Consider the following 23,294-nt stretch of genomic DNA (forward strand, 5'->3'; position numbering starts at 1 on the left):
GCGGTCGGTGACGAGTGGGACGTCGGCCGCGGGCGGTGCGTCAGCCGCAGCCCGGGAAGGCCTCGCAGAGCGGGGCCGTCATGCCGGTGGCGACGAACTTGTCCTCGGGCGCCTTCCAGGCGTCCTTCGGCTGGGCGCCCCCCTTGGTGGTCGCCCAGACGGACAGTTCGGTGACCGTCCCGCCGCTCACCACGACGTACTCGTGCAGGGTGGCGGTGGAACCGTCGGGCTGGGGGGCCGTCACGGTGGCGGCGAAGTACGGTGCGTCGGTCGCGCTGGTCACCTTCACCGTGGCGCCCGGCGCGGTCTTGGCGCAGTTCGTCACGGCGTCGGCCAGGCCGCGCTTGATCGCGCTCGCGGTCTGGGCGTTGCCGCTGCTGTGGGTCGGGTCGCCCCAGAAGTCCACGGTCTGCTGGGCCGTCCAGCGGTCCCCGCCGAAGCCGACCGCGGCCTTGGCCCGCGCCGCGCCGTCGGTGTACATGTACTCCTCGCCCTTGGGGGGCGCGGCGTGGCACAGCTCCATGCCCTTGAAGTCGACCGACCCGGTGACCGGCTTGGCGTTGGCCGCCAGCGGGGCGAAGTGGTAGGCCTCGTCCATCGGGATGCTCTTGGTGTCCATCCAGGCCTTGGCCGGAACGCCCTTGTCCTTGTCGGCGCCGGCGGTGGGCTTGCCGGTGCCGGTGCCGGTGGCGGTGCCGCCCCCGGCGGGTGCGGCGGTGGTCGGCGCCGCCGGGGCGGCGGACTTGCCGCCGTCCTGGCCGCTGTCGTCCGGGCCGCAGGCGCTCAGGGTGCCCACGCAGAGCAGGGCGGCGGCGGTGGCGGTGACCAGGCGGGTGCTGCTGCGCAACTGACGATTCCTCGGGTATCCGGTGTCGTGGATCTTGGCCGGGGCGGGGGCCGGTGGCCCGTCGGCCGCCCGTCCTCGCCGGCCGGTCGACCCGTGGCTGCGGGCGCTCGGCATGGCTGTTCCTCCCCCGTTGGTGCTGCCGTCAGGCCCCCTGGCTCCGCGGCTCACCGCTGGTCTGAGGCGTGGTCAGAGCGGTTGCTGCGTCGACGGCGGACGAAACCTATGACACGGCGGCGCCCGGAGCAAAGCGGGTTTTCTCCCGGGCGCCGGGCGAGTGCGGCAGTTGCAGCGGGCTGGTGGTGAACATGTGTGCGGGCGCGGAGTAAGCGATGGGCGGCGCGGACGCCGGGCCGGGCGTACCGGCCGGTGCCCGGCACCCGTCGGGCGCAGGGGATCTCCTTGCCGCGCGGGCCGTTCGGCGGTGGATCGTGCGCGTTCGGGGCGGCGCCGGCCGGGTGCGGCGGGGTGGCCGACACCAAGGCTTTCCCCCGGTGGCGGGCGGGTGTGATCCCACCCACGGTCGCGCTCCGGACGGTCCGCGCGGGGGGTGCGGTTCGGGTACGGCCGGGTCGGGGGGCCCGGATCCGTACCGAATCCGGACCGGACCGGGACGGGCCTGTGACGGCTACGCGTGGGTGCCCGGGACGCCGAGCTGGGCGGCGAGCCAGGGGAGGGCCTGGGCGAAGGTGGCGGCGCCGGTCTGCCAGGTGTGCTTGCCGGAGCCGACGGCGCTGGTGGTGCGGATGCCGTCCTTCCTGGCGGCCGTGTCCAGGGCCTTGGCGGACTCGATCTGGCCGTGCTCCTCGTCGCCCTGGCCGAAGTAGCCGGAGACGCCCTGGTACTTGGGGTGGTGGGCGAGCACCGTCAGCGGGTCGTGGGCGGCCCAGGCTGCCGCGTCGCCGCCGTACAGCTCCTGGACGGTGTGGTCCTTGTCGCCGATGTACGGGCCCTTGTCGCCGGAGAAGTCGCCGAAGTGGGTGAAGCGGCCGGGGTGCTCGACGACCATGTCGAAGGCGCAGGTGCCGCCCATCGACCAGCCGGCCACGCCCCACTTGTGCGGGTCGGTGGCCGCGTTGAAGGTCTTCTCGATGTACGGCGGGACGTCCTTGAGCAGGTGGCTCTCGGAGTTGCCGTGCGGGCCGTCCACGCACTCGGTGTCCACCCGGAAGCCGCCGGTGGCGTCCACGAAGACCAGGATCGGGGCGAAGCCGTTGTGCTTCGCGGCGAACTCGTCGGCGGTCTTCACCGCGTTGCCGGAGCGGATCCAGTTGTCCGGCGCCGCGAACTCGCCGCCGATCATCTCCAGCACCGGCAGCTTCGGCCGACTCTGGCTGCGGAACCAGGCGGGCGGCAGGTAGACCAGCTCCTGACGGTGGGTGAAACCGCTCGCGGTGTCCGGGATGTCGACCTGGACGATGCGGCCGGTCCTGGTCTTGCCGTGGATCGACGACACCTCGGCCAGGGTGATCTGGTCGGGCAGCGGCTGGCCGCTGAGCTCGCCGATCGCGTCGTCCACCGTCGGGTAGTAGCCGGTCGCGATGTTCACGCTGTTCGCGGCGCAGAACAGGGCCAGCAGCACCGTCGGCGCCACCAGCGCCCGCCGCCACCACCGCGCGCCCCGCCAGCCGAAGCCGAGCACGGCCAACGCCCCGACCGCCACCCCGCTCCACAGCCACACCCCGAACGGGATCGGATCGGTGATCCCGGCCAGGGTGAGCACGGCGACGGCGACGACCGCGGTGATCGCCAGCGCCGTGCCGAGCGCGATCGGTCCCCACTTGCGCTGCCAGGTCCGGTCCCGCCAGCCCACCGCGGTCACGAACAGGGCGAGGGCGGCGGCCTGGACCGTCCAGGGGAACCAGCCGTCGAGCAGGGAGACGTTCATGCGCGGAGGCTAGGGGCGGCGGATGAGAGGAGGCTTAGAGCCTGACCGTCCGCTGGAGGTGGCCTGGGAGCCGGCTGGGAGCCGGGCCGTCCCGCGCTCATCTGACCACGCAACAGTCATGACCGGGTTGCTTTTTTAACCAAGTAAAGTTTCTATGGGTGGCATGGAACAGAAAGACATCCCTCCCGTGCTCGTGACCGGGGCGACGGGCCGGGTCGGCCGCATCGTCGTCGACCAACTCCTCGACGCGGGCGTACCGGTCCGCGCCCTCACCCATCGCCCCGAGGCGGCGGCGACGCTGCCGGCGAAGGCCGAGGTCTTCATCGGCGACCTCACCGTGCCCGAGTCGCTCGGCCCGGCCTTGCAGGGCGCCGGAGCGGTCTTCCTGGTCTGGACCGCCCCGCCGCAGACCGCCGCGGCAGTCGTCGAGCGGCTGGCGGCCCACGTCCGGCGGGTCGTCTTCCTCTCCTCCCCGCACCGGACGCCGCACCCCTTCTTCCAGCAGCCCAATCCCATGGCGGCGCTGCACGCCGACATCGAGCGGCTCATCGCCGGCACCGGACTCGAGTCGACGATCCTCCGGCCGGGGATGTTCGCGTCGAACACGCTGGCCTGGTGGGCGCCCGCGATCCGGGCCGGCGAGGTCGTCCGGTGGCCTCACGGAGCCGCCGAGACGGCACCGGTCGACGACCGCGACGTCGCGGCCGTCGCGGCGCGGACGCTCTGTCGGGACGGATACGTCGGAGGCGACTACGTCCTCACGGGCCCCGAATCGCTCACCCAAGCCACGCAGGTGGACGTCATCGGCGACGCCCTGGGGCGCCGGATCGCCTTCGAGGAGATGACGCCGGACGAGTTCCGGCGCCTGTCGGAGGGCGCGGTGCCCGGTTCGGTCGTCGACATGCTGCTCGCCGCGTGGAGCGCGGCGGTCGGACGGCCCGCGTACATCACCACCGCTGTGGCCGACATCCTCGGGACGGCGCCGCGAGCGTTTCGTCAGTGGGCCGCCGACCACGCCACCGCGTTCACGGAGGCTCCGTAGCCTCGTCGACCGCGCCCTGGGCCCCGGCGGCGGCCCCCGGTCCGTAGCCGCCCCGGCCCTCGCCCTGAGGGCGCTCCACCATCGAGCAGGTCGGCCGGCTGGAGGCCCTCGGGGTGGTCTGGTGGGCCGGGCCGGTTTCGGGACGTGACATGGTGTCCCGTGAAGGCATCAACCCGACACCATCCACCAGGAGGTCCCGTATGAGCAGCGGCGCAGCGTCACCCGAGAACCCGGAGAACACCGAGAACACCGAGAGCCCCGAGAGGTCGGAGGCCGGCCAGGCCACCGAGGTCCCCGCGGCCGCCGCCCAGGACGACGTCAAGGCCCAGTTCCTCGCCGCGCTGGAGCGCAAGCACGGCGCCAAGGGCGGGAGCACGGCCGGCGGTCCGAACGGCGATTCGAAGATCCATGGCGCGCACGCCGCGGCGGGCGGCAAGCGCAACTTCCGCCGCAAGAGCGGCGGCTGACCGCTCCGGTGCGCACCGGAGCGCACGGGAGCGCACCGGAGAAGCGGCCGGGCCTCGGCGGGGCGGGCAGCGCCGGGGCCGGACCGGTTCGGGTGTCCGGGTGCCCCAGCACCGGGGCGCCGGGCGTGGTCAGACGGTGAAGTCGGCGTGCGGGGTGCCGCGCTCCCAGACGGTCTCGAAGGCGGCGGAGACGAGCTTCACCACCGCCGGGTCCTCCGAGTACTCGTGGCCGGCCCAGTCGCCGTCGCCGGTGAACCAGTGGAACAGCACCTGGCGGTCGTCGACCAGCCAGAGGTCGTTGCCGGGCAGCGGGATGTCGGACGCCAGCCGTCGGGGCAGCCAGCGGACCTGCTCGCCGGCGGCGAGGTTCACCGGGGTGAGCGCGTGCTCCCAGCGGATGTAGTCGGTGACGGGCTCGGAGACGATCCTCGCGCGGCGCAACTCGACGCCGCGGCCGACGGTCTCCCGGACCAGCGGCACCCAGCCGGCCCACCAGGCGGAGTCCGGGTCCGTGTCGGCCGTGCCGGAGCGCTTGAACTCCTCGAACTCGGCGGCTTCCTGGGCGACTCCGTAGGCGTCGCGCATTTCCAGGTGGACGGCCGTACGGCGGGCGCTCCTCAGCAGGGCGGAGTAGTCGGGCACGATCTCGGTCATCGGAGGCCTTTCGCGGGATCGGGTGGCAGGTAGGTGTGGGCGCCGGCCGTGAGGCGGCGGAGGGCGGCGTGGGCGGGCGGGCCCCAGGTGGGCTTGCCGCCCGGGCGGCCGCTCAGGCCCGCCTCGCCGATGTGGATGCCGCCGAGGGCGCGCAGGACGGCCCAGCCGCGGGCGCGGCGCAGGGTGGCGGGGTCGCGGGTGGGGCGGTAGGCCTGGTGGAAGAGGGCGGCGGCGCCGTCCGGGAGCAGGGACCAGGCGGCGGCGAGGTCGCCGGCCGGGTCACCCGCGCAGAGTTCGCCGAAGTCGATGACGCCGCAGAGCGTGCCGTCGGCCGTGAGGACGTTGGCCGGGTGGAGGTCGCCGTGGATCCAGAGGGTCGGAGGGCGCGCCGAGGCGTCGGGGTGCCGGGATCGGCAGGGGCAGATCCGGCGGGAGGGCGGGTAGCCAGGCATGTTCCTTGCGCAGCAAAGCACCTGCCGACTCGGTGGCCCAGGGCAGCCGGACGGCGAGGTCCTCGCCGAGGCGCCACATCTGGTTGTCCCAGCCGCGCGCGCCGAGGCGCAGGGGGAGAGCGGCGAGATCGGGGTGCTGGTCTCGGAGGAGTTGCCGGACCAGGTCTGCGGTGATCTCGATCTCGGTACGGGGCATGAGGGGAAGGGTAGTTGGGGGCGGGGTCGGGTGTGGGTCAGTTGCGGTGGGGGGTGTTGGGTGCGGGTCGTTTGGCGCGCGGGGGTCGGGTGCGGGTCAGTTGGGGCGCGGGGTGTCGGGGGCCGGGATCTCGGGGGCGGTGGGGGCCGTCCAGCTGGCCAGGACCTGGAGGGACTGGGCGGTCGGGGAGTTCGGCTCGACGTTGTAGACGCAGAGGGTCTGCTCGCTGTCGCCGGGCGTCTGGAAGGACTCGTAGGAGAAGTGCAGGTCCCCGACCAGGGGATGGAGGTAGTGCTTGGCGCCGTGGGTGCGGCGCAGCACCCGGTGGTCGTTCCACCAGCCGGTGAACTCCGGTGCCTGGAGCATGAGTTCGCCGACCAGGTCGGCGAGCTGGCGGTCGTTGGGGTAGCGCCCCGCTTCGAGGCGGAGGACGGCCACCGTCTCGGCGGCGATCCGCTCCCAATCGCCCACGCTCTCGCGGGCCTTGGGGTCCAGGAGGTAGTAGCGGGCCAGGTTGCGGCGGTTCGCGGGCAGCGCGTCGAAGTCGGTGAGGACCTCCCGGGCGAGCCGGTTGGAGGCCAGCACGTCGGTGCGTCGGCCGAGGATGAACGCCGGTACGTGGTTGAGGGTCTCCAGCATCAAGTGCAGCCCGGGGCGCACCCGTTGGGCTCTCGCCGGTGTGCGGCGGGTGGTGGGCCGGGTGTCGGAGTGGAGGAGGTCGGTGAGGTGCTCGCGTTCGGTGTCGTCCAGGCGCAGGGCGCGGCTGATCGCGTCCAGGACTTCGGCGGAGGGGTTGAGGGCCCGGCCCTGCTCCAGGCGGGTGTAGTACTCGGAGCTGACGCCCGCTAGCCGGGCCACCTCGTCCCGGCGCAGGCCGGGCACGCGCCGCACGCGGCCGTCGGCGGGCAGTCCGGCCTCCTCGGGGGTGACGCGGGCGCGGCGTGAGCGGAGGAAGCCGGCGATTTCCTTGGTGCGGTCCATGGGTCCATTGTCGGTGGGGCGGTGGTGGTGCGGGCGGGCGTGGGTGGTCCTGGCGGTACCAGTCAGGGCAGGGCCAGTTATGGCGTCCTGCGATGCCCGTCCGGGGGTTGTACTGGATCTGCGGTCGACGGAGAGCGGCCGGCGGAACTCCCAAAGCCCTTGGAGGGTAAGCAACATGTCCACGAACACCACGTCCCAGTCGCTTGCCGGTCGCGTCGCCGTCGTCACCGGGGCTTCGAGCGGCATCGGTGCGGCGTCTGCGGAGAAGCTGGCGGCGCTGGGCGCCCGGGTCGTCGTCCTGGCGCGGCGCGCCGACCGGCTGGCGGAGCTGGTCGAGCGGATCGAGAAGAACGGTGGACGGGCGGTGGCGATCGCCGCCGACGTGACCGATGTCGAGGCACTGAAGGCCGTCGCCGAGCGGGTGGAGCAGGAGTTCGGCGGGGCCGACCTGCTGCTGAACAACGCGGGGGTCATGCTGCCCGCCCCGATCGAGGAGCTGGCGACGGACCAGTGGAAGCAGCAGATCGATCTGAACATCACCGGGCTGATGAACGCGATCGGTGTGTTCACCCCGCAGTTGGTGAAGGCTGCGGCCGAGCGCGGGGTGGCGGACCTGATCAATACGTCGTCGATCGCGGCGCAGAACATCTTCCCCACGTTCGCGGTGTACGCGGGGACGAAGGCGTACGTCAGCCACCTGTCGCGGACCCTGCGGGCGGAGCTGGGCGCGAAGAAGGTGCGGGTCTCGGCGGTCGAGCCGGGCATCGTGGCGACGGAACTGCAGAGCCACGTGACGGATCGGGGCGCGCTGGAGTGGCTGGAGGGCTCGAAGGAGACCATGGAGTGGCTCACGCCGGAGGACGTCGCGGAGACGGTCGGCTTCATCGCCACCCTCCCGCCCCGGGTCAACCTCCAGCAGGTCACGGTGATGCCGACCGGCCAGGCCAGCTGACCGGCGGTGTGCAGGAGTGACGACGGGCGGCCCCGCGCACTGCGCGGGGCCGCCCGTGTGGTGCTTCAGGGGGCGGTGGGGAAGTCGTCGGAGCGGATGCTGGCGATGAAGGATTCGCTATTGAACGCGTTCAAATATACTGCGAGGATGATGCTCCTGTTGGAGCTGCCGAAGGGGCGGAGTGGCCATGGGTGCCGTGCTGAGAACCGAGAGCGCCCTGGCGTGGTTCCTTCGGGCGGCCGTCCGCTATCTGTTCGCCCTCGGCTGTGGATGGAGTGTCGCGGCCGGTGGTTGCGCGCTCTGGCTGGCACATACCGGTGAGCTCTCCGGACCGGAGTTCCTGACCGGCTTCATCGAGCTGGGGCTGTTCCTGTTCGGGTGGTTCGGCGTGCCGTCGCTGCTGTTGCTCCTCCTCTCCGCGCCGAAGAGGGAGAGCGAACTCCATCGGCCCGTCGTCACTGTCCTGTGGTGCGGACCGCCGATGTTCTGGGTGCCGTTCGTCGGCGGGTGGGCGCTGATCGGCATTCTGTTCCAGATCGGCTTCGCCGCCTTCGTGCTGCCCTTGCCGCGCCTGCTGATCGTCCCCCGACCGGCCCGCCTCTGATGATGAGCCCACGCCCGCCGACGGCCGAGGCGGCGCCAAACAGTGTCCTCGAACCCCGCCGGGTTGCCGGTCGGGGGCAGGCATGAGCTGCGGAGGTGGACGTGTACTCGCTCACCGGCTCGGAGACGATGCGGGCACGGCGGATCTCCACACGACGGCCGACGGTCTCGGCGATCACGTCCAGCCAGGGCCGCCACCAGGAGGCCCGACTGTCCGGGTCCAGGCGGTGGCCGGCCCGCCACCCGTGGAGGGCCGGGGCGTCCTGCATGTAGCCGTCGCGCATCTCAAGGTGAAGCGCCGAGTACTGGGCGTGCCGCAGCAACTCATCGATCTTCGGAACGCCCTGCGACATCACAAGCCTCCGTCAGCGTCGGCACCGCGCGGGCGGGAGCCGGTCTGGAACGGGCGGCCCCGCGTGATATGCGGGGCCGCCCGTGTGGTGGTTCAGAGGGCGGTGGGGAAGTCGTCGGAGCGGATGCCGGCGATGAAGGATTGCCAGCTGGAGGGGTCGAAGGTGAGTGCGGGGCCGTGCGGGTCCTTGCTGTCGCGGACGGCGATGGCGCTGACCAGTTGGCCGAACTCGACGCAGTTGTCGTTCGGGTTGCTGGCGCTGGACTTACGCCAGGCGATGGGGAGCGTCGAGGCGACTTCGATGCAGTCGCCCCCGAGGGATTGCTGTAGCTGCTCTTGCGCCAATTCAGGTCGGCTGACACGTGGAGGACCCCCTGAGGCTGCGAGTTGGGAGTGGGCTGCCCCGCGCGGCGCGGGGCAGCCCACGGTACTGACTCAGCTGGTGGTCGGGAACTCGCCCGCGCGTATACCGGCCATGAACGCCTGCCAGGCCTCGGCTGAAAAGCGGAGGGCCGGACCGTGGAGATCCTTGCTGTCACGGACCGGGACTATGTTGGCGAAGCCGTCGGCGATCTCGACACAGTCACCCTGGCCATTGCTATACGTACTCTTGCGCCAGTTGGCTTCATGGAGATCTTGATTCACGGGGAGTACTCCTCTGCGACTTCCCTCAACCATGCGATGGACCTCTCGGGTTGGACCGATGACGCCATAAGACGGTGGAAGGCATCCTCATGGCGGGCGATCTCGTGAGGCCGCTCCGAGTAGATGCTGCTGGTGGTCGCCTCGGAATACGCCACGCTGCCGGGGATGTCATTGAACGAGAGGATGGAGAACGAGGCGCCCATCGCCGCGTGTGCACCAGCGGAGAACGGCAGAACCTGGATCGTGACGTTGGGTCGCTCGTCCGCCATGGCGGCGAGATGGCGCAGTTGCTCAGCCATGTTCTGACTGCCACCGACCGGTCGCCGTATGACGGCTTCGCCGATGATCGCCCACAGTTGCGGAGGCTCATGGCGATCGAGAATCTGCTGGCGATCCATTCGTAGGGCGACGCGCCGTTCGACCTCTTCGGTGGACTCGGTTGGGTTCATCGCCCGGATCACATGCCGCGCGTAAGCCTCGGTTTGCAGCAGCCCCGGGACCAATTCGCACTGGTAGGTCTCGATCTTTGCGGCATCCGACTCGAAGCCCACATAAGCGCGGAACCAATCCGGCAAGGCATCGCCGTAGGCGTGCCACCAACCCTGTTGCCGGCTCTGGCGAGTCAGGTTGAGGAAGCGCTTCACCTCATCGGGTGAAGTGACGCCGTAGTGGGCCAAGAGCTTCGTGGCGTCGCGCTCTTGTAGTGGTACGAGCCCGCTCTCGATGCGGCTCAGCTTCGAAGCGGACCAACCCAGCACGGCGGCGACGTCCTTGGCGTTCATCTCGCACGACGCGCGCAACTTGCCGAGCTCGCTGCCGAGCCTACGCCGCAGCACGGTTGGACTGCTCATGCGTCACACTCCCTGGCTGGTCGCTTCCTTGCATAGTTTGCCATCACTCCCGGAGTCCAATCGCGGCTCATGATCAAGCAATTGCTTGGCGCGAGCAGTTGCATGCAATTGCTTCGCCAGGGCATGCTACAGGGAGTAGTCCTTCGGGTCGCCTGAGTGATCACGACTGGTCTACCGCCGGGCATTCCTTTGTCTCCGCCCGGTCGTCGCATGGCTTCAACCCCTCTCCCTGGAAGGTGACTTCGCCATGTCTCGAACCTCCTCCACCGTCTGGCTCCCGCGCAGCCGCCGCTCGCCCGCCATCGCGCGCCAGGGGCTCGCCGTCCTCCTCTCCTCCACCTCCCACGGGAGCCGGCTCCTCGACTCCGGGCTCGTGGTCACCACCGAGTTCGTCACCAACGCCGTCCTGCACGGCACCCCCATCGGGCACCTCATCTCTTCTCGCTCGACGTCGACCCCTCCCGGCTCCGCATCGAGGTGCACGACGCCCGGGGTGACCGCCTCCCCGCCCTCGCCGCGCCCGGTCTCGACGGCGAGAGCGGGCGCGGCCTCCAGCTCGTCGACTCGCTCGCCGACCGCTGGGGCTGCAGCCCGCGACGGCCCATCGGCAAGATCGTCTGGGACGAGGTGGCGGCGTGAGGGCCGATCACGAGATCCGCATCGAACTCCCGGGCCTCCGGCCGCCGGCCATCCGCACCCTGACCCCCGAGGCCCTCGAAGCCCTCTGGAACTCGATCTGCTTCCGCCCGATGTCCCGGCCGCAGCGCGAGTTCTGCGAACTCGCCCTGACCGGCCCCGGCGTGGAGCGTCGCGTCATCCGTCACCTGGCCGCGAACCCCGCCCTCGCCCTCCCCTTCGGGGACTGCGAGCTGCGCATCAGCTGGGCGAACCCCGACGAGGAGTCCGCGTGATCGACCGCCTCCGGGGCTGGTGGTTCCACCACTGCTCCCGCGCTCCCGTCGCTCGCCTCCTCCGGGCTGAACGGCGGCGCCTCGAAGCCGAGTTGGCCCGTCGCCTGCCCGCCGCCTCCGCCGCCGTCCGGCGGCGGGTGCTCGCCGGGCTCGGGGAAGGTGAGTCCACCTGATCGCCCCCGCCCCCGCGTGCTAAGTTTGAACGTGTTCAAATGAGTGGGGGAGAGATGACCGTGGTGCCCGCGAGTGCGCGCTGGCTGGCCGGGGCGGCGAGTGCCGTCTTCCTGGTGCCGCTCCTTCCCCTTGCGGGGGCGTACGGGGTCGGCCTGCGGCTCTTCCTGGCCGCAGTCGGGCTGCTGACCGCCGCCGCCTGCGCCGTCCCGGTCCTCTACCGCCGCCGGGACCGGTTCCGGGTCGCCTGCGCCGCAGCCGGGTTCACGGTCGCCGCCGTGTGGCTGCCGCTGCTGATCCTTGGCCTCCTGGCCGTTCTCTCCCTGGGTGGCTGGGCCTGGTTCCTCGCGTTCCTGTTCATGCCGGTTGCGGCGATCACCGCGCTGATCGCCGCGTTCCAGCGGGCCCGTGGGCCCGAGTGCGGCCGGGCGGCGGTCGCTCTCGGGTGGATCGCCGCAACGGCGTCGGCGGTCGGCTGGTTCCCGCTCGCCGTTTAGCCGGCGCTCGGCGCCGGACGATCCGGTCGAGGCCGGTGGCGAGGCCGGACGTGACCGCCTCGCGATGCTGCGGGGGCTCCGCAGGCAGGTCGCTCGTGGGCTGCACGCCCCGGTCGGGGGGCGTGGAGCCGGCGCGGGGTGCGCAGGAAGTTGCCGATGTGGGCAGGGGCTGGGGTGCTGATGCGGTCGGATCCGAAGTGGTGGGCGACCGGCTCCAGTCGACGGCGCCGCGTTCGCTCAGGTCGGTGGGGGTGAGGGTCCGGGCGATCGTCCGGACCCTCACGACGAGGTGTTCCTGGCTGCGCCGGGCCGGCCCGCCGTGGTCTCAGTGGCGGCGCGGCCGGCCCGGGTGATGCAGAACAACGACGATCCGGCGCTGCTGGAGCCGCACGGGGCCGGCCACGCCTGGCCGCCCGGCACCGGCCGGATGCCGGACGACTCGTAGGCGGTGGTCAGGCCCCCTTCGGTCAGTACGGGAGCGGGCGGTTCTCGCGGGCCCACAGCTGTTCGGCCTCGCTCCCGGTAGGTGGCGGGGAGATGCCGTCCATCATCCACAGGTCGCGGGGTGTCTCGTCGATGTGGAACTCGCAGTACAGGCCGCGCTCGGTGGTGTGGGGCGCGAGGACGGCGGCGAGGGCCTCCCGGGTGCGGCGGCGCAGGTCGGGTTCCTCGGCGTGCCGGGCGATGTGCTCGACGACGATCCGTACGGCGTTCTGGGTGGGCCGGGTGCCGACGTGGAAGGAGTCGGCGCCGATCTCGTGGAAGAGCGTCATCACGTAGAACTCCGGTAGCCCGAAGCGGGTGTAGATCCCGGTGATGTCGGCGGCCATCCGCTGCTTCTGCTCGGGGCTGTAGGTGTCGCGCGGGTGGTAGACGTGCCACAGGGGCATGGGTGTTCTCCTCGGTGGTGTCGGGGTGGGGCGGGGCTCAGCGGCGGAAGGGGATGGTGAGGCCCTCGACCGGGCCGGAGAGCGCGGACTTGAGCGCCCGGGTGACGTCGTCGACGAGGACTTCGCTCTCCCCGCGCTCGACGCCGTCCAGGACGATGCGGGCCACCTCGTCCGCCGGGAGCTTGTCGACGGGCAGGGCCGCGACCATGTCGGTGTCGGCGAAGCCCAGGTGCACGCCGACGACCTGGGTGTGCTGGGCGGCCAGCTCCAGGCGCAGGGAGTTGGTGAGCGACCACAGGGCCGCCTTGGAGGCGCCGTACGCACCGGAACCCGCGCCCCAGGACAGCGCGGAGTGGATGTCGACCAGCGCCCCGCCGCCGCGGGCGGCCAGCACGGGCGCGAAGGCGCGGGCGATGCGCAGCGGGCCGAGGACGTTGGTGTCGAAGGTGGACCGGACGTCCTGGAGGTCACCGGTCAGCAGCGGTCCGGGGTGCAGGACGCCGGCGTTGTTGAAGACGAGGTCGACGTCCTGCACCCGTTCGGCCAGGGCGGCGACCGAGGCGTCGGAGGTGACGTCCAGGGCGAGCGCCTCGACCCGCTGGTCCTCGGTGAACGAGGAGGGGGCGGGGGTGCGGGCGGTGGCGTAGACCTTCGCCGCGCCGCGGGCCAGGAGTTCCCCGACGAACGCCCGGCCGAGGCCGCGCAGGCCTCCGGTGACCAGGGCGGTGGAGCCTTCGATCACGGTCATGTGTCTGTTCCTCGCTCTCGGGAAGGGCGGTGCCCCGCGCTCGGGGCGATCGCCTCGTTTAGATTATTACCATCATCTAAAGTGGGCAGGGAAGCCCCCGGTGCGAGACAGTGGGTGCACCACCACAGGACGACGAAGGGAGCGCGGACATGCCCCGCGTCTCACGCGCCGAGGCCGAACGCCACCGGCAGGAGGTCATCGACCACACCGCCAGGCTGATCCGGGAGAAGGGATCCGACCAGGTCAGCGTCCCCCAGGCGATGGCCGCCGCCGGGCTCACCCACGGCGGCTTCTACCGGCACTTCTCGTCCAAGGACGACCTCGTCGCCCAGGCCCTCACCGCCGCCTTCGCCGAACGCCGCGAAGCCATGGACCGCCTCGCCGACGACCGAGGGGATGCCGACGAACGGCCCACCCCCCGCGCCGAGTTCCTCGACCGCTATCTCTCCGCCCTGCACCGCGACCACCCCGGCCAGGGCTGCGCCGCCGCCGCGCTGGCCGCCGACGCGGCCCGCGCCGAACCCGGCGCGCCGCTGCGCACCGCGTTCACGGCCGGACTGCGCGACCTGGTCGACGGCTTCCGCCAACTGCCCGACCCCGCCGGGCGGGAGGCCGCGCTCGCCGACCTGTCGACCATGGTCGGCGCCCTCCTGCTCGCCCGCGCGAGCGACGACGAGGCGCTGTCCGTCGAACTCCTCGCCGCCGCCCGCCACCGCCTGACGGCAGCGGAGGCGGATGCGTAGGCTCAGCCCGCGAAGCGCTCCCGCAGCGCGGCCAGCCCTGTGGTGAAGACCCCGTGCACGCGCTCGGTGGACTCCTCGCGGTGCTCCGCCCCGATGTCGTACGTGACGCCCCACTCCACGAAGCCGGCGCCCAGCTCCGTCACCGGGGTGACCCGCAGGGTGGCCCGGTAGCCGTTGAAGTGGAAGGTGCCGTCGGGGAAGCTGTAGGTGTAGCTGCGGGCCTCGTTGTCGTAGGCGACCAGCGTCTCCGTCAGCACGACGCCGTCGAGGTCGAACACCCGGACCGTGCCGATCGCGTTGCCCGTCAGCCCGTTGCCGAGCCGGCTCGCCAGCAGGTGCGGGTGCCAGTCGCCGAGAGCGTGGAAGTCCCCGACCAGCTCCCAGACCCGCTCGGCCGGAGCCTCCACCACCGTGCTGACCGTCATGACCGCCATGGTCCTCGCCGCCTCTCGTCCGCCTGTTTAGGGATCACCCCGACGGTACGTCAGCTCCCGGTGCCGGCGGGCAGGCCGTGCGGCGGCGGGTCGTAGGATCGACGATCATGGACCCCCGTACCGGACTGATCGCCGTTCCGCCCGGCCTCGTCACCCTCTCCGACCGTCGCACCCAGCGCAGTTGGAGCGTCGAGGTGGCCGCGTTCGAGCTGGCGCCGTGTCCGGTCACCCGCGAGCAGTACGAGGGCGCCGCCGGTGACCGCCGCCCCGCGCACAGCGTCTCCTGGCTGGACGCCGTCCGGTACTGCAACGAGCTGTCCCGGCGCGAGGGCCTCACGCCCGCCTACCGACTCGACGGCGAGGACGTGGCCTGGGACGGCACCGCCGACGGCTACCGGCTGCCCACCGAAGCCGAATGGGAGCACGCCTGCCGCGCCGGAACGGACGGCCCGCGCTACGGCCCGCTGGACGAGATCGCCTGGCACCGCGGTAACTCGGGCGAGCGCCCGCACCCCGTCGGCGAGCTGCGGCCCAACGCGTACGGGCTGTACGACCTGCTCGGCAACGTGTGGGAGTGGTGCTGGGAGCGCTACGACCCCGAGGTGTACGGCAGTTACCGCGTCCTGCGCGGCGGCGGCTGGTTCGACGAGCACTGGAGCTGCCGCGCCTCCGTGCGCCGCCGCAGCCACCCGACCCTGCGGATCGACGACGTCGGCTTCCGGCTCGCCCGGTCGACCGCGGCCTGAGGAACGGTCGGGCGAACCGGCGCGTTGGCGCCCTCGTGAACCCAGAGAAGATCGTCCTCCGCCCGATGGCCGAAGCCGACCTCCCCGCCCTGGGCGGGATGCTGAACGACCCTGAAGCGCTGGGCGAGTTCCAGTGGTACGGCTGGTCCGACCCCGAGCGCTTCCGCCGCCGCTGGGCCGAGAACGGGCTGCTCGGCGAGGAGCAGTGGATCTTCGCCGTCGCCACCGAGGGCGAGTTCCTCGGCTTCGTCGCCGCCACCCGCAAGGGCGCCCGGCCGACCGCCCCGTACTGGAGCCTCGGCGCTCAACTGCTGCCGCGGGCCCGGGGGCGGGGCATCGGCACCGAGGCCCAACGGCTGCTGGTGGATTACCTGTTCGCGCACACCCCGGTGATGCGGCTGGAGGCGGACACCGAGGCCGACAACCTCGCCGAGCAGCGCGTGCTGGAGAAGCTGGGCTTCACCCGCGAGGGGGTGCACCGGGCGATGGCCTTCCGGGGCGGGGAGTGGCGCGACATGGTCTACTACAGCCTGCTGCGCACCGACCCGCGCCCGTGGTGACCGGTCAGCCGACCCCGAACCACTCCTCGGCGAGATCGTCCAGCGTCCGCGCCGATGGCTTCAACTCCCTGAGGTACCAAGGCAGATCGCTGTACACGTGCAGCAGGGTGTACGCCATCAGCAGGCGAGGCTCGAAGGGGCGGCCGTAGGCGGTGAGCAGCTGTCCGAGCAGCTGCGGGTCGGCGCGGGTGGTGAACAGGCCGACGGCGACCAGGTCGTAGGCCGGGTCGCCGATCATCGCGGGTTCGAAGTCGATCAGGCCGGTGAGCCGCCAGCCGCCGGCCGGGTCGGTGATCAGGTGCTCGCGCATGAACTCGGTGTGCAGCAGGGCGCGTTGCGGGGTGCGGGGGAGCGGGGCGGCGGCGAGGAAGTCCGGGATCTGCTCCCACCAGGCCTCGGGCAGGCCGCGTTCGCGCTGGCGGGCGACGGCGCCGGCCCGCTGCCCGTCGAGGAAGGCGGGCCAGTCGCCGGGGCGCAGCACGTCGGCGAGCGGTTCGGCGTCCAGGGCGTGCAGGGCGGCGAGTGCCTCGCCGCAGTCGCGGGCGATCCGCTCGCGGTCGGCCCGGGGGATGCCCGGCCAGGCGGGGGCGAGGCCCTCGCCGTGCAGACGGGACATCAGCACGTAGCGCCAGCCGTTGACGTACTCGCCCACCGCCCGGACCGCCGGGGTGGGGATCGGCAGCGCACCCCGCAGCCGGGCGAGGACGCGTCCCTCGGCGAGGCCGTCGCGGGCACTGGCGGCCGGGAACAGCTTGAGCACGTGCTCCCCGCCGACCGCGTAGACCGGGACGGACCCCTCCGCGAAGCGCTCCAACGGCTGCCCGCCGACGCCGAGGCGCGCGCACAGCGCCTCGGCGCCCGGGCGCATCACCGACTCGTCGGGGATGACCGCGTCCCACTGCTCGTCCGTCTCCACCAGGGGCAGCATGCCCGCACCGTAGGCATGCCGACGGTCGTGCGGCAAGGGCTTTTCAGTGCGCCGCGTCGCGCCGGGTGCCGCAGGCCGCGGCGGCCGCCGGCTCCGGCTCCGGGCCGGTGTCCGGGTCGCGGGTGAGCAGGTAGCGGGCGCCGGGGCCGGCCTGGGCAGCGCGGTCGTCGGCGTTGTAGAGGGCGCAGCGGGTGAGCGAGAGGCAGCCGCAGCCGATGCAGCCGGTGAGCTTGGCCTTGAGCCGCTCCAGTTCGGCGATCTGCTCGTCGATCCGGGTCTGCCAGGACGCGGCGACGCCGTCCCACTCGGTGCCGCTGGGGGCCGGGCGCTCGGGCAGCCGGTCGAGGGCGACCCGGGCCTCGTCCAGCGAGAGGCCGACCCGCTGGGCGGCCCGGACGAAGGCGATCCGGCGCAGCGTGCCGCGCGGGTAGCGGCGCTGGCCACCGGCGGTGCGGGTGGCGTGGATCAGGCCGAGGCCCTCGTAGTAGCGCAGCGCGGAGGCGGCCAGCCCGCTGCGGGCGGACAGCTGCCCGATGGTGAGCAGGTCGCCGGGGCGCGGGACGGCGGTGTGGCCGGCGTCGGGTGTCGCGGTCATGGGGACTCACTGTAGCCGCTTGACCTCAAGTTCGCTTTAAGTTGCACGATCGACGCATGACGACGCAGACGACCGTGAACACCGGCACGGAATCCGTGAACGGGGCCCGCTTCGAGGACCTCCAGCCGCTGATGGCCCTGATGACCGGCGACGAGAAGCACGACGTCGCGGCCACCTCCACCCTGGACGCGCTCTGGGTGCTGTACGACCGGGTGCTGCGGGTCGCCCCGGACACCGCCGAGGCCCAGGACCGCGACCGCTTCCTGCTCTCCAAGGGCCACGGCCCGATGGCCTACTACGCCGTACTCGCCGCCAAGGGCTTCATCGACCCCGCCGTGCTGCCGAGCTTCGGCGGCTACGACTCGCCGCTCGGCTACCACCCGGACCGCACCCTGCTCTCCGGCGTGGAGATCTCCTCCGGTTCACTCGGACACGGCCTGCCGCTGGCCGTCGGCACCGCGCTCGGCCTGCGGGCCCAGGGGCTGACCGACCCGGCGGTGTGGGTGCTGGTCGGTGACGCCGAGTTCGACGAGGGCTCCAACCACGAGGCGGTGGCCTTCGCCGGCGCCTACGGCCTGGACCGGCTGCACGCGGTGGTGATCGACAACTCCTCGGCCACCCACGGCTGGCACGGCGGGATCGCCCAGCGCTTCGCCTCCGCCGGCTGGTCGACCGCGACGGTGGACGGCCGCGACCACGAGGCGCTGCACCGCGCGTACACCACCGCCCACCCGGGCCGCCCGCACGTGGTGGTCGCCCGGGTCGAGCCGAAGAACTCCTGACCGCGCCGAGCACTCCTGGCCGCGCCGAGCACTCCCGACCGCCCCGAGCACTCCTCGCCGCCCCGAAGAGCGCCCGATCACCCCCGTACGCCAAGTCATCCACAGCGAAAGGCACTTCACCGATGGACACCATGCGCGAGCGCTTCATCGACGTCACCTCCCGCCTCCTGGACGAGGACCCCCGGCTGGCCGTGGTGCTCGCGGACATCTCCGCCGCCGCCTTCGAGCCCGCCCACGAGCGCCACCCCGACCGGGTGGTCAACGTCGGCATCCGCGAGCAGCTGCTGGTCGGCGCGGCCGGTGGGCTGGCACTCAGCGGGATGCGCCCGATCGCCCACACCTTCGCCAGCTTCCTGGTCGAACGACCCTTCGAGCAGATCAAGTTGAGCCTGGTCCACCAGGGCGTCGGTGCCGTCCTGGTGAGCGCGGGCGGCTCCTACGACAACCCGGCGGCCGGCCGCACCCACATGTCCCCGGGCGACGTCGCCCTGCTGGACACCCTCCCGGACTGGACGGTGCACGTCCCCGGCCACCCGGACGAGGCCGAGCAGCTGCTGCGCCACGCCGTCGCCGACGGCGACCGCAATGTGTACGTCCGGCTCTCCAACCACCAGAACGCCACCCCGGTCGCCGTCGAGCCGGGCCGCTTCACCACCGTGCGCACCGGCAGGCGCGGCGTGGTGCTGGCCGTCGGCCCGATGCTGGACGCGGTGCTGGCGGCCACCGAGGGCCTGGACGTGACGGTGCTGTACGCGGCGACGGTGCGCCCCTTCGACGCCGCCGGGCTGCGCGCCGCGCCGGGCGACAAGGCGGATGTGGTGCTGGTGGAGCCGTACCTGGCGGGCACCTCGGCGAACGAGGCGCACGCGGCGCTGGCCGACCGCCCGCACCGGGTGCTGGCCCTGGGCGTGCCGCGCGGTGAGCACCGGCAGTACGGCTCGATGGCCGAGCACCTGGCCGCCTACGGCCTGGACGCCTCCTCGCTCAAGGAGCGGATCGGCGCCTTCCTCTGGTGAGCCGCCGGTGAGCCGCCGGTGAGTCGTCGCGAGTCGTCGTGAGTCGTCGGTGAGGGTGAGCCCTCAGGAGGCCAGCACGACCGCCACCGAGTCCACCGCCAGCCGTACGGTCGCACCTTCCAGGGCGGCCGCCCCGAAGGCCGCCACCACCTCCCGCCCGTCGCCCGCCAACGGCAGCACCGCCTCGGCGGGGCCGAGATTGACCGCGACCCGGTACGGCCCCCGGTGCACCACCAGCCAGCCCGCCGCCTCGTCGTACTCGACCCGCACCGCGCCGAGGTCCGGGTCGGAGAGTTCCGGCCGGTCGCGTCGCAGCTGGATCAACGTCCGGTGCCAGTCGAGGAGTTCGCGGTGCGGGGCGCGCCGCAGCTCGGTCCAGTCGAGCACCGAGCGCAGCACGGTGGCCGGCTCCTGCGGGTCCGGGACGGCCTCGGCGGCCCAGCCGTGCTCGGCGAACTCCCGCCGCCGGCCCTGCCGGACGGCCTCCGCGAGGGCGGGGTCGGTGTGGTCGGTGAAGTACTGCCAGGGGGTGGCGGCGCCCCACTCCTCGCCCATGAACAGCATCGGGGTGAACGGCGAGGTGAGCACCAGGGCGGCGCCGCAGGCCAGTCGGCCGGGGGTCAGCGAGGTGGAGATCCGGTCGCCGAGCGCCCGGTTGCCGACCTGGTCGTGGGTCTGCAGGTAGCCGAGCAGCCGGTGGCCCTCGTCCGAGTCGAACGGCCGTCCGTGGCTGCGGCCCCGGAAGGAGGACCAGGTGCCGTCGTGGAAGAAGCCGCGCCGCAGCGTCTTGGTCAGGGCGGCGAGCGGCCGGCGCGCGAAGTCGCCGTAGTAGCCCTGGGATTCGCCGGTGAGCGCGCAGTGCAGGGCGTGGTGGAAGTCGTCGCTCCACTGGGCGGTGAGGCCCTGGCCGCCGGCCTCCCGGGCGGCGGTGGTGCGCGGGGAGTTGAGGTCGGACTCGGCGACCAGGAACAGCGGACGGTTCACGGACACCGCCAACTTGTCGACCTGGCAGGACAGTTCCTCCAGGAAGTGGGTCGCCCGGTCGTCCGCGAGGGCGTGCACGGCGTCCAGCCGCAGGCCGTCGAGCCGGTAGTCGCGCAGCCAGGCCAGTGCGCTGCCGATCAGGTAGGCGCGCACCTCGTCCGAGCCGGGCGCGTCCAGGTTGACCGCCGAGCCCCACGGGGTGTGGTGCCGGTCGGTGAAGTACGGGCCGTACGCGGGGAGGTGGTTGCCGGACGGGCCGAGGTGGTTGTGCACCACGTCGAGCACCACCCCGAGGCCCTTGCGGTGCGCGGTGTCCACGAAGCGCTTGAGGCCCTCCGGCCCGCCGTAGGGCTCGTGCACGGCCCACGGGGACACCCCGTCGTAGCCCCAGCCGTGTCGGCCGGGGAACGGGCAGACCGGCATCAGCTCGACGAAGTCCACGCCCAACTCGACCAGGTGGTCGAGCTGTTCGGCGGCCGCGTCGAAGGTGCCGCGCGCGGTGAAGGTGCCGATGTGCAGCTCGTAGAGCACCGCGCCGGGCAGCGCGCGGCCGTGCCAGCCGGTCCGCGACCAGCGGAAGGCGGCGTGGTCCACCGCCCGGCTGGGGCCGTCCGGGCCGTACGGCTGCCGGGGCGAGCGCGGGTCGGGCAGCGGCGGGCCGCCGTCGAGCCGGAAGGCGTAGTCGCCTTCCGGGGCCTCGCCGGACCACCAGCCGTGCCGGTCGGCGCAGCGGGCCAACGCATGGGCCACGCCGTCGACTTCGACCAGGACCTGGGCGGCGGCGTTCGGCGCCCACACCTCGTAACGCGACACCCTCAACCCCTCCTCGTCAGCAGCGCCACCGGGCAGGTCGCCAGCAGCTCCGCCACCGGTACCGCCCCCGCCGGGAAGTCGCGCAGCGACAGCTGGTCCGTCCAGGGGCCGCCGGGCGGCAGTTCCAGCACGGCGCCCCGCCAGCCGCCCGCCTTCGCCAGCCCGTACGGCAGCCGGGTGACGGCGGTGACCACGTCCTCGCCCCGGGCGAAGGCCAGCAGGTGGTCCGGGGCGGCCAGCGGCCGGTAGGCGCCGAGCGGGCCGGAGCGGCGCAGGTGCAGGGCGGTGGCGGTCAGGTGGAGCTTCTCCCGGGCGAGGTCGCCGGGGCGCGGGGTGGCCGCGTCGGTGAGCCGCACGGCGAGCGCGCCGAAGTCGACCACGCCCCGGTTGTCCGGGTCCACCAGGGTGTACAGCGGCTCCTCGCTGCCCTGGTAGAGGTCGGGCACGCCCGGAATGGTCAGGTGGAGCAGGGCGGCGGCCAGGGTGTTGGCGCGGGCGTACGGGGCGAGCGCGTGCACCAGGCCCTCGATCCGGGGGAGCAGCCCGGCGTTGCCGAAGACGGCGCGGGCCCGCTGCTCCAGGGCCTGCTCGTACCGGGCGTCGGGGGTGGTCCAGGAGGTGTGCAGCTTGGCCTCGCGGACGGCCTTGAGCAGGGCGGCGACCAGCCGGTCGGGGCCGATCGGCCAGGCGGCGACCAGGGTGTGCCAGAGCAGCCAGTCGGCGTCCCGGTCGAGACCGGGAGCCGGGGGCCCGGCGGCGTCGGACCAGGCGGCGGCCTCGGCGGCCCAGGCCTCCGGCTGTTCGGCGAGGACGGCGAGCCGGGCCCGGGCGTCGGCGCTGCGCTTGGTGTCGTGGGTGGAGAGCACCGTCATGCTGTGCGGCCAGCTGCGCTCCAGGTAGCGGCACCAGTCGTGGAACTCGGCCGGGTGCAGTCCAGGCCGGGCGGGCTCGCCGCCGACCTCGTTGAGGCCGGGCAGCGCGTTCCAGCGGTAGAAGGCGGTGTCCTCGACGCCCTTGGCGGCCACGGCGGCGGCAGTCTGGGCGAAGCGGGCGCAGAACTCCTCCTGGTCGGCGCCGGGCCCCAGCTCGCCGAGGGCGAGGGCGGCGACCAGCCGTTCGGTCGGGTCCTCGGAGGCCGCCCCCAGGACTCCGCCGAAGTCCAGCGCCGCCTCCCCGGGCCGTGCGTACGGCCGGTACACCGGGTAGTCGGTGAGCAGCCGCCGCAGCGCGGCGCGCAGCTGCCAGGGCGCGTGGTCGGCGTGGGCGGGCTCGGCGGCGCCGATCCGCAGCGCGATCCGGACCAGCCGCTCGATCTCGGCGGCCAGCTCGCCGCCGGGGCCGGTCATGTCGGCCCGGCCGCGCCGGGCGGCCGCGATCGCCGGGTGCGGGTCGGCGCACAGCACGGCGGCGGGCCCGCCGTGCAGGAAGGCCTCGTACGCCCCGGCGAGCCGGCAGGCGCCCGCGTGGTCGGTGAGCACGCCGTCGATCCGGCGCAGCGCGTCGTAGCCGGTGGTGCCGGCCACCGGCCAGTCCTCGGGCAGGCGCTCCGCGCCGGTGAGGATCTTCTCGACCACGGTGTAGGCGCCGCCGGTGGTGCCCGGCGCCCCGCCGCCGGTGGCCGCCGCGAGGCGGCGCAGGTAGCCGCGCGGGTCGGCGAGCCCGTCGGGGTGGTCGATCCGGAAGCCGTCCAGGACGCCGTCGGCGTGCAGCCGCAGCAGCACGGCGTGGGTGGCGGCGAAGACCTCCGGGTCCTCGACCCGGACGGCGATCAGCTCGTTGACGGTGAAGAACCGCCGGTAGTTGAGCTCGGTGCGGGCCAGCCGCCACCAGGCCAGCCGGTACCACTGCCGGGCGAGCAGCTCGGTGAGCGGCAGCCCGGCCGTTCCGGGGCGCAGCGGCAGCTCGTGCCGGTGGTAGCGCAGCACCTCGCCGTCCACCACCAGCTGGTCGAGGACGGCGCCGAGCCGGTCGCCGAGCAGCGGCAGCAGCACCCGCCCGCGTCCGGGGGCGTCGGCGGGGCCGGGCTGGGCCGTCCAGTCGATGTCGAACCAGCGCGCGTACGGGGAGTCGGGCCCGTCGCGCAGCACCTGCCAGAGCGGCCGGTTGAGCCGTTCGGGGACGGGCACGGCCATGTGGTTGGGCACCACGTCGGCGATCAGCCGCAGGCCGTGCCGGCGGGCCTCGGCGGCCAGGGCGCGCAGCGCGGTCTCGCCGCCGAGCTGTTCGCTGATCCGGGTGTGGTCGACGGTGTCGTAGCCGTGGGTGGAGCCGGGGACGGCCTCCAGCAGCGGGGAGAGGTGCAGGTGGGAGACGCCGAGGGCGGCCAGGTAGGGGACGGCGGCGGTGGCGTCGCGGAGGGTGAAGCCGGGCTGGAGCTGGAGGCGGTAGCTGGCGGTGGGGTGGGTAGCGGCCGGGCGGGGCTGCGCGGGCTCGGCGGCGGAGGTCATAGGTCCATAGGTACCCGGCCGGGGCCGCCGCCAAGACCCGCTGCTGATCCGAACAGGTGAGCGCACGGCTCCTGGTGCGGCTCCGGGTACGGCCCCGAGCGC

Annotated in this window: 29 protein-coding genes and 1 pseudogene; 13 read left to right on the forward strand and 17 right to left on the reverse strand. The window is 73.0% G+C overall.

The genetic code is table 11. The features are described 5' to 3' along the window. Nucleotides 1–40: 40 nt before the first annotated feature. A complete protein-coding gene (locus ACZ3YL_RS28000; protein ID WP_465660247.1) occupies nucleotides 41–847 on the reverse strand; it encodes a hypothetical protein in 807 nt (268 codons plus the stop codon). Nucleotides 848–1,472: 625 nt separating this feature from the next. Further along, the gene (locus tag ACZ3YL_RS28005) at nucleotides 1,473–2,732 is read right to left on the reverse strand and encodes an alpha/beta hydrolase (protein ID WP_188309805.1); all 1,260 of its coding nucleotides are present in this window, start codon (nucleotides 2,730–2,732) and stop codon (nucleotides 1,473–1,475) included. A 163-nt stretch (nucleotides 2,733–2,895) separates the two neighbouring features. Here ACZ3YL_RS28005 and ACZ3YL_RS28010 point away from each other — a divergent pair, with 163 nt between their 5' ends. After that, entirely contained in the window at nucleotides 2,896–3,774 is an 879-nt protein-coding gene (locus ACZ3YL_RS28010; protein WP_223243579.1) for an NAD(P)H-binding protein, read from the forward strand. A 200-nt stretch (nucleotides 3,775–3,974) separates the two neighbouring features. Then, on the forward strand, nucleotides 3,975–4,241 hold the full coding sequence (locus ACZ3YL_RS28015; protein ID WP_188309803.1) for a DUF5302 domain-containing protein: 267 nt from the start codon (nucleotides 3,975–3,977) through the stop codon (nucleotides 4,239–4,241). Nucleotides 4,242–4,370: 129 nt separating this feature from the next. On the opposite strand, the gene ACZ3YL_RS28020 is transcribed toward ACZ3YL_RS28015, so the two are convergent. The 3 genes and pseudogenes from ACZ3YL_RS28020 to ACZ3YL_RS28030 form a co-directional block, all read right to left on the reverse strand. Further along, a complete protein-coding gene (locus ACZ3YL_RS28020; protein ID WP_188309802.1) occupies nucleotides 4,371–4,895 on the reverse strand; it encodes a DUF6879 family protein in 525 nt (174 codons plus the stop codon). Continuing rightward, nucleotides 4,892–5,543, reverse strand: a pseudogene (locus ACZ3YL_RS28025) (phosphotransferase). Before ACZ3YL_RS28025 ends, ACZ3YL_RS28020 begins: the two are co-directional and overlap by 4 nt. Before the next feature lie 96 nt (nucleotides 5,544–5,639). Further along, a complete protein-coding gene (locus ACZ3YL_RS28030) occupies nucleotides 5,640–6,524 on the reverse strand; it encodes a helix-turn-helix transcriptional regulator (protein WP_465660248.1) in 885 nt (294 codons plus the stop codon). 175 nt (nucleotides 6,525–6,699) lie between these two features. On the opposite strand from ACZ3YL_RS28030, the gene ACZ3YL_RS28035 reads away from it, so the two are divergent. Next, nucleotides 6,700–7,476, forward strand: coding sequence for an SDR family oxidoreductase (locus tag ACZ3YL_RS28035; protein WP_465660249.1), 777 nt, complete (start codon nucleotides 6,700–6,702; stop codon nucleotides 7,474–7,476). Between the two features lie 455 nt (nucleotides 7,477–7,931). Here the strand turns inward: ACZ3YL_RS28035 and ACZ3YL_RS28040 are convergent, their stop codons facing one another. From ACZ3YL_RS28040 to ACZ3YL_RS28060, 5 genes are all read right to left on the reverse strand, one after another. Then, nucleotides 7,932–8,432, reverse strand: coding sequence for a DUF6879 family protein (locus ACZ3YL_RS28040; protein ID WP_411293104.1), 501 nt, complete (start codon nucleotides 8,430–8,432; stop codon nucleotides 7,932–7,934). A gap of 92 nt (nucleotides 8,433–8,524) precedes the next feature. Next, a complete protein-coding gene (locus ACZ3YL_RS28045) occupies nucleotides 8,525–8,776 on the reverse strand; it encodes a DUF397 domain-containing protein (RefSeq protein WP_317621508.1) in 252 nt (83 codons plus the stop codon). A 90-nt stretch (nucleotides 8,777–8,866) separates the two neighbouring features. After that, nucleotides 8,867–9,076, reverse strand: a complete 210-nt coding sequence (locus tag ACZ3YL_RS28050) for a DUF397 domain-containing protein (RefSeq protein WP_465660250.1) — start codon at nucleotides 9,074–9,076, stop codon at nucleotides 8,867–8,869. Next, nucleotides 9,073–9,927: a helix-turn-helix domain-containing protein gene (locus ACZ3YL_RS28055; RefSeq protein ID WP_465660251.1), complete on the reverse strand. Its 855-nt coding sequence runs from the start codon at nucleotides 9,925–9,927 to the stop codon at nucleotides 9,073–9,075. Before ACZ3YL_RS28055 ends, ACZ3YL_RS28050 begins: the two co-directional genes overlap by 4 nt. Nucleotides 9,928–10,143: 216 nt before the next feature. Next, a complete protein-coding gene (locus ACZ3YL_RS28060; protein WP_465660252.1) occupies nucleotides 10,144–10,410 on the reverse strand; it encodes a hypothetical protein in 267 nt (88 codons plus the stop codon). On the opposite strand from ACZ3YL_RS28060, the gene ACZ3YL_RS28065 reads away from it, so the two are divergent. From ACZ3YL_RS28065 to ACZ3YL_RS28085, 5 genes are all read left to right on the forward strand, one after another. Next, complete coding sequence (locus ACZ3YL_RS28065; protein WP_465660253.1) at nucleotides 10,405–10,566, forward strand: ATP-binding protein; 162 nt, start codon at nucleotides 10,405–10,407, stop codon at nucleotides 10,564–10,566. The two genes, ACZ3YL_RS28060 and ACZ3YL_RS28065, sit on opposite strands and share 6 nt — an antisense overlap. Then, nucleotides 10,563–10,838, forward strand: a complete 276-nt coding sequence (locus ACZ3YL_RS28070) for a hypothetical protein (protein WP_465660254.1) — start codon at nucleotides 10,563–10,565, stop codon at nucleotides 10,836–10,838. Before ACZ3YL_RS28065 ends, ACZ3YL_RS28070 begins: the two co-directional genes overlap by 4 nt. Continuing rightward, nucleotides 10,835–11,011, forward strand: coding sequence for a hypothetical protein (locus ACZ3YL_RS28075; protein ID WP_465660255.1), 177 nt, complete (start codon nucleotides 10,835–10,837; stop codon nucleotides 11,009–11,011). Before ACZ3YL_RS28070 ends, ACZ3YL_RS28075 begins: the two co-directional genes overlap by 4 nt. A gap of 54 nt (nucleotides 11,012–11,065) precedes the next feature. Beyond that, nucleotides 11,066–11,506: a hypothetical protein gene (locus ACZ3YL_RS28080; RefSeq protein ID WP_465660256.1), complete on the forward strand. Its 441-nt coding sequence runs from the start codon at nucleotides 11,066–11,068 to the stop codon at nucleotides 11,504–11,506. Nucleotides 11,507–11,795: 289 nt separating this feature from the next. Then, on the forward strand, nucleotides 11,796–11,951 hold the full coding sequence (locus ACZ3YL_RS28085; protein ID WP_188309795.1) for a hypothetical protein: 156 nt from the start codon (nucleotides 11,796–11,798) through the stop codon (nucleotides 11,949–11,951). A 22-nt stretch (nucleotides 11,952–11,973) separates the two neighbouring features. Here the strand turns inward: ACZ3YL_RS28085 and ACZ3YL_RS28090 are convergent, their stop codons facing one another. Next, nucleotides 11,974–12,396, reverse strand: a complete 423-nt coding sequence (locus ACZ3YL_RS28090) for a tautomerase family protein (RefSeq protein WP_465660257.1) — start codon at nucleotides 12,394–12,396, stop codon at nucleotides 11,974–11,976. A 37-nt stretch (nucleotides 12,397–12,433) separates the two neighbouring features. Then, a complete protein-coding gene (locus ACZ3YL_RS28095; protein ID WP_465660258.1) occupies nucleotides 12,434–13,144 on the reverse strand; it encodes an SDR family oxidoreductase in 711 nt (236 codons plus the stop codon). 149 nt (nucleotides 13,145–13,293) lie between these two features. Between ACZ3YL_RS28095 and ACZ3YL_RS28100 the strand changes: the two genes are divergently transcribed. Next, nucleotides 13,294–13,887, forward strand: a complete 594-nt coding sequence (locus tag ACZ3YL_RS28100; protein ID WP_188309792.1) for a TetR/AcrR family transcriptional regulator — start codon at nucleotides 13,294–13,296, stop codon at nucleotides 13,885–13,887. A gap of 2 nt (nucleotides 13,888–13,889) precedes the next feature. Here ACZ3YL_RS28100 and ACZ3YL_RS28105 read toward each other — a convergent pair whose 3' ends face one another. Then, nucleotides 13,890–14,312 (reverse strand): SRPBCC family protein, encoded by a 423-nt coding sequence (locus ACZ3YL_RS28105; RefSeq protein WP_465660259.1) that lies wholly within the window; start codon nucleotides 14,310–14,312, stop codon nucleotides 13,890–13,892. A 116-nt stretch (nucleotides 14,313–14,428) separates the two neighbouring features. Here ACZ3YL_RS28105 and ACZ3YL_RS28110 point away from each other — a divergent pair, with 116 nt between their 5' ends. Together ACZ3YL_RS28110 and ACZ3YL_RS28115 are read left to right on the forward strand one after the other, a co-directional pair. Then, complete coding sequence (locus tag ACZ3YL_RS28110; RefSeq protein ID WP_188309790.1) at nucleotides 14,429–15,067, forward strand: formylglycine-generating enzyme family protein; 639 nt, start codon at nucleotides 14,429–14,431, stop codon at nucleotides 15,065–15,067. Nucleotides 15,068–15,102: 35 nt separating this feature from the next. Further along, nucleotides 15,103–15,627: a GNAT family N-acetyltransferase gene (locus ACZ3YL_RS28115; RefSeq protein ID WP_188309789.1), complete on the forward strand. Its 525-nt coding sequence runs from the start codon at nucleotides 15,103–15,105 to the stop codon at nucleotides 15,625–15,627. Between the two features lie 4 nt (nucleotides 15,628–15,631). On the opposite strand, the gene ACZ3YL_RS28120 is transcribed toward ACZ3YL_RS28115, so the two are convergent. Continuing rightward, a complete protein-coding gene (locus ACZ3YL_RS28120) occupies nucleotides 15,632–16,555 on the reverse strand; it encodes a phosphotransferase family protein (protein ID WP_188309788.1) in 924 nt (307 codons plus the stop codon). A 43-nt stretch (nucleotides 16,556–16,598) separates the two neighbouring features. Further along, nucleotides 16,599–17,150 (reverse strand): redox-sensitive transcriptional activator SoxR, encoded by a 552-nt coding sequence (soxR, locus tag ACZ3YL_RS28125; protein WP_465660260.1) that lies wholly within the window; start codon nucleotides 17,148–17,150, stop codon nucleotides 16,599–16,601. A gap of 56 nt (nucleotides 17,151–17,206) precedes the next feature. Here soxR and ACZ3YL_RS28130 point away from each other — a divergent pair, with 56 nt between their 5' ends. Both ACZ3YL_RS28130 and ACZ3YL_RS28135 read left to right on the forward strand, forming a co-directional pair. Beyond that, entirely contained in the window at nucleotides 17,207–17,932 is a 726-nt protein-coding gene (locus ACZ3YL_RS28130) for a transketolase (protein ID WP_465660261.1), read from the forward strand. Between the two features lie 122 nt (nucleotides 17,933–18,054). Next, nucleotides 18,055–18,948 (forward strand): transketolase family protein, encoded by an 894-nt coding sequence (locus ACZ3YL_RS28135; RefSeq protein WP_465660262.1) that lies wholly within the window; start codon nucleotides 18,055–18,057, stop codon nucleotides 18,946–18,948. 63 nt (nucleotides 18,949–19,011) lie between these two features. On the opposite strand, the gene treZ is transcribed toward ACZ3YL_RS28135, so the two are convergent. Together treZ and treY are read right to left on the reverse strand one after the other, a co-directional pair. After that, a complete protein-coding gene (gene treZ / locus ACZ3YL_RS28140) occupies nucleotides 19,012–20,745 on the reverse strand; it encodes a malto-oligosyltrehalose trehalohydrolase (RefSeq protein ID WP_465660263.1) in 1,734 nt (577 codons plus the stop codon). Between the two features lie 2 nt (nucleotides 20,746–20,747). Further along, entirely contained in the window at nucleotides 20,748–23,192 is a 2,445-nt protein-coding gene (gene treY, locus ACZ3YL_RS28145; RefSeq protein ID WP_465660264.1) for a malto-oligosyltrehalose synthase, read from the reverse strand. Nucleotides 23,193–23,294 lie beyond the last annotated feature (102 nt).

The sequence above is a fragment of the Kitasatospora sp. NPDC023176 genome, assembly GCF_055560495.1.

Coding starts and splice junctions, on each gene's coding strand:
- ACZ3YL_RS28090 (WP_465660257.1), bottom strand. CDS start 12,396: ATGCCCCTGTGGCACGTCTACCACCCGCGCGACACCTACAGCCCCGAG.
- ACZ3YL_RS28130 (WP_465660261.1), top strand. CDS start 17,207: ATGACGACGCAGACGACCGTGAACACCGGCACGGAATCCGTGAACGGG.
- ACZ3YL_RS28015 (WP_188309803.1), top strand. CDS start 3,975: ATGAGCAGCGGCGCAGCGTCACCCGAGAACCCGGAGAACACCGAGAAC.
- ACZ3YL_RS28040 (WP_411293104.1), bottom strand. CDS start 8,432: ATGTCGCAGGGCGTTCCGAAGATCGATGAGTTGCTGCGGCACGCCCAG.
- ACZ3YL_RS28110 (WP_188309790.1), top strand. CDS start 14,429: ATGGACCCCCGTACCGGACTGATCGCCGTTCCGCCCGGCCTCGTCACC.
- ACZ3YL_RS28005 (WP_188309805.1), bottom strand. CDS start 2,732: ATGAACGTCTCCCTGCTCGACGGCTGGTTCCCCTGGACGGTCCAGGCC.
- ACZ3YL_RS28105 (WP_465660259.1), bottom strand. CDS start 14,312: ATGACGGTCAGCACGGTGGTGGAGGCTCCGGCCGAGCGGGTCTGGGAG.
- ACZ3YL_RS28095 (WP_465660258.1), bottom strand. CDS start 13,144: ATGACCGTGATCGAAGGCTCCACCGCCCTGGTCACCGGAGGCCTGCGC.
- ACZ3YL_RS28120 (WP_188309788.1), bottom strand. CDS start 16,555: ATGCTGCCCCTGGTGGAGACGGACGAGCAGTGGGACGCGGTCATCCCC.
- ACZ3YL_RS28035 (WP_465660249.1), top strand. CDS start 6,700: ATGTCCACGAACACCACGTCCCAGTCGCTTGCCGGTCGCGTCGCCGTC.
- ACZ3YL_RS28080 (WP_465660256.1), top strand. CDS start 11,066: ATGACCGTGGTGCCCGCGAGTGCGCGCTGGCTGGCCGGGGCGGCGAGT.
- ACZ3YL_RS28135 (WP_465660262.1), top strand. CDS start 18,055: ATGGACACCATGCGCGAGCGCTTCATCGACGTCACCTCCCGCCTCCTG.
- treY (WP_465660264.1), bottom strand. CDS start 23,192: ATGACCTCCGCCGCCGAGCCCGCGCAGCCCCGCCCGGCCGCTACCCAC.
- ACZ3YL_RS28100 (WP_188309792.1), top strand. CDS start 13,294: ATGCCCCGCGTCTCACGCGCCGAGGCCGAACGCCACCGGCAGGAGGTC.
- ACZ3YL_RS28030 (WP_465660248.1), bottom strand. CDS start 6,524: ATGGACCGCACCAAGGAAATCGCCGGCTTCCTCCGCTCACGCCGCGCC.
- ACZ3YL_RS28010 (WP_223243579.1), top strand. CDS start 2,896: ATGGAACAGAAAGACATCCCTCCCGTGCTCGTGACCGGGGCGACGGGC.
- ACZ3YL_RS28020 (WP_188309802.1), bottom strand. CDS start 4,895: ATGACCGAGATCGTGCCCGACTACTCCGCCCTGCTGAGGAGCGCCCGC.
- soxR (WP_465660260.1), bottom strand. CDS start 17,150: ATGACCGCGACACCCGACGCCGGCCACACCGCCGTCCCGCGCCCCGGC.
- ACZ3YL_RS28055 (WP_465660251.1), bottom strand. CDS start 9,927: ATGAGCAGTCCAACCGTGCTGCGGCGTAGGCTCGGCAGCGAGCTCGGC.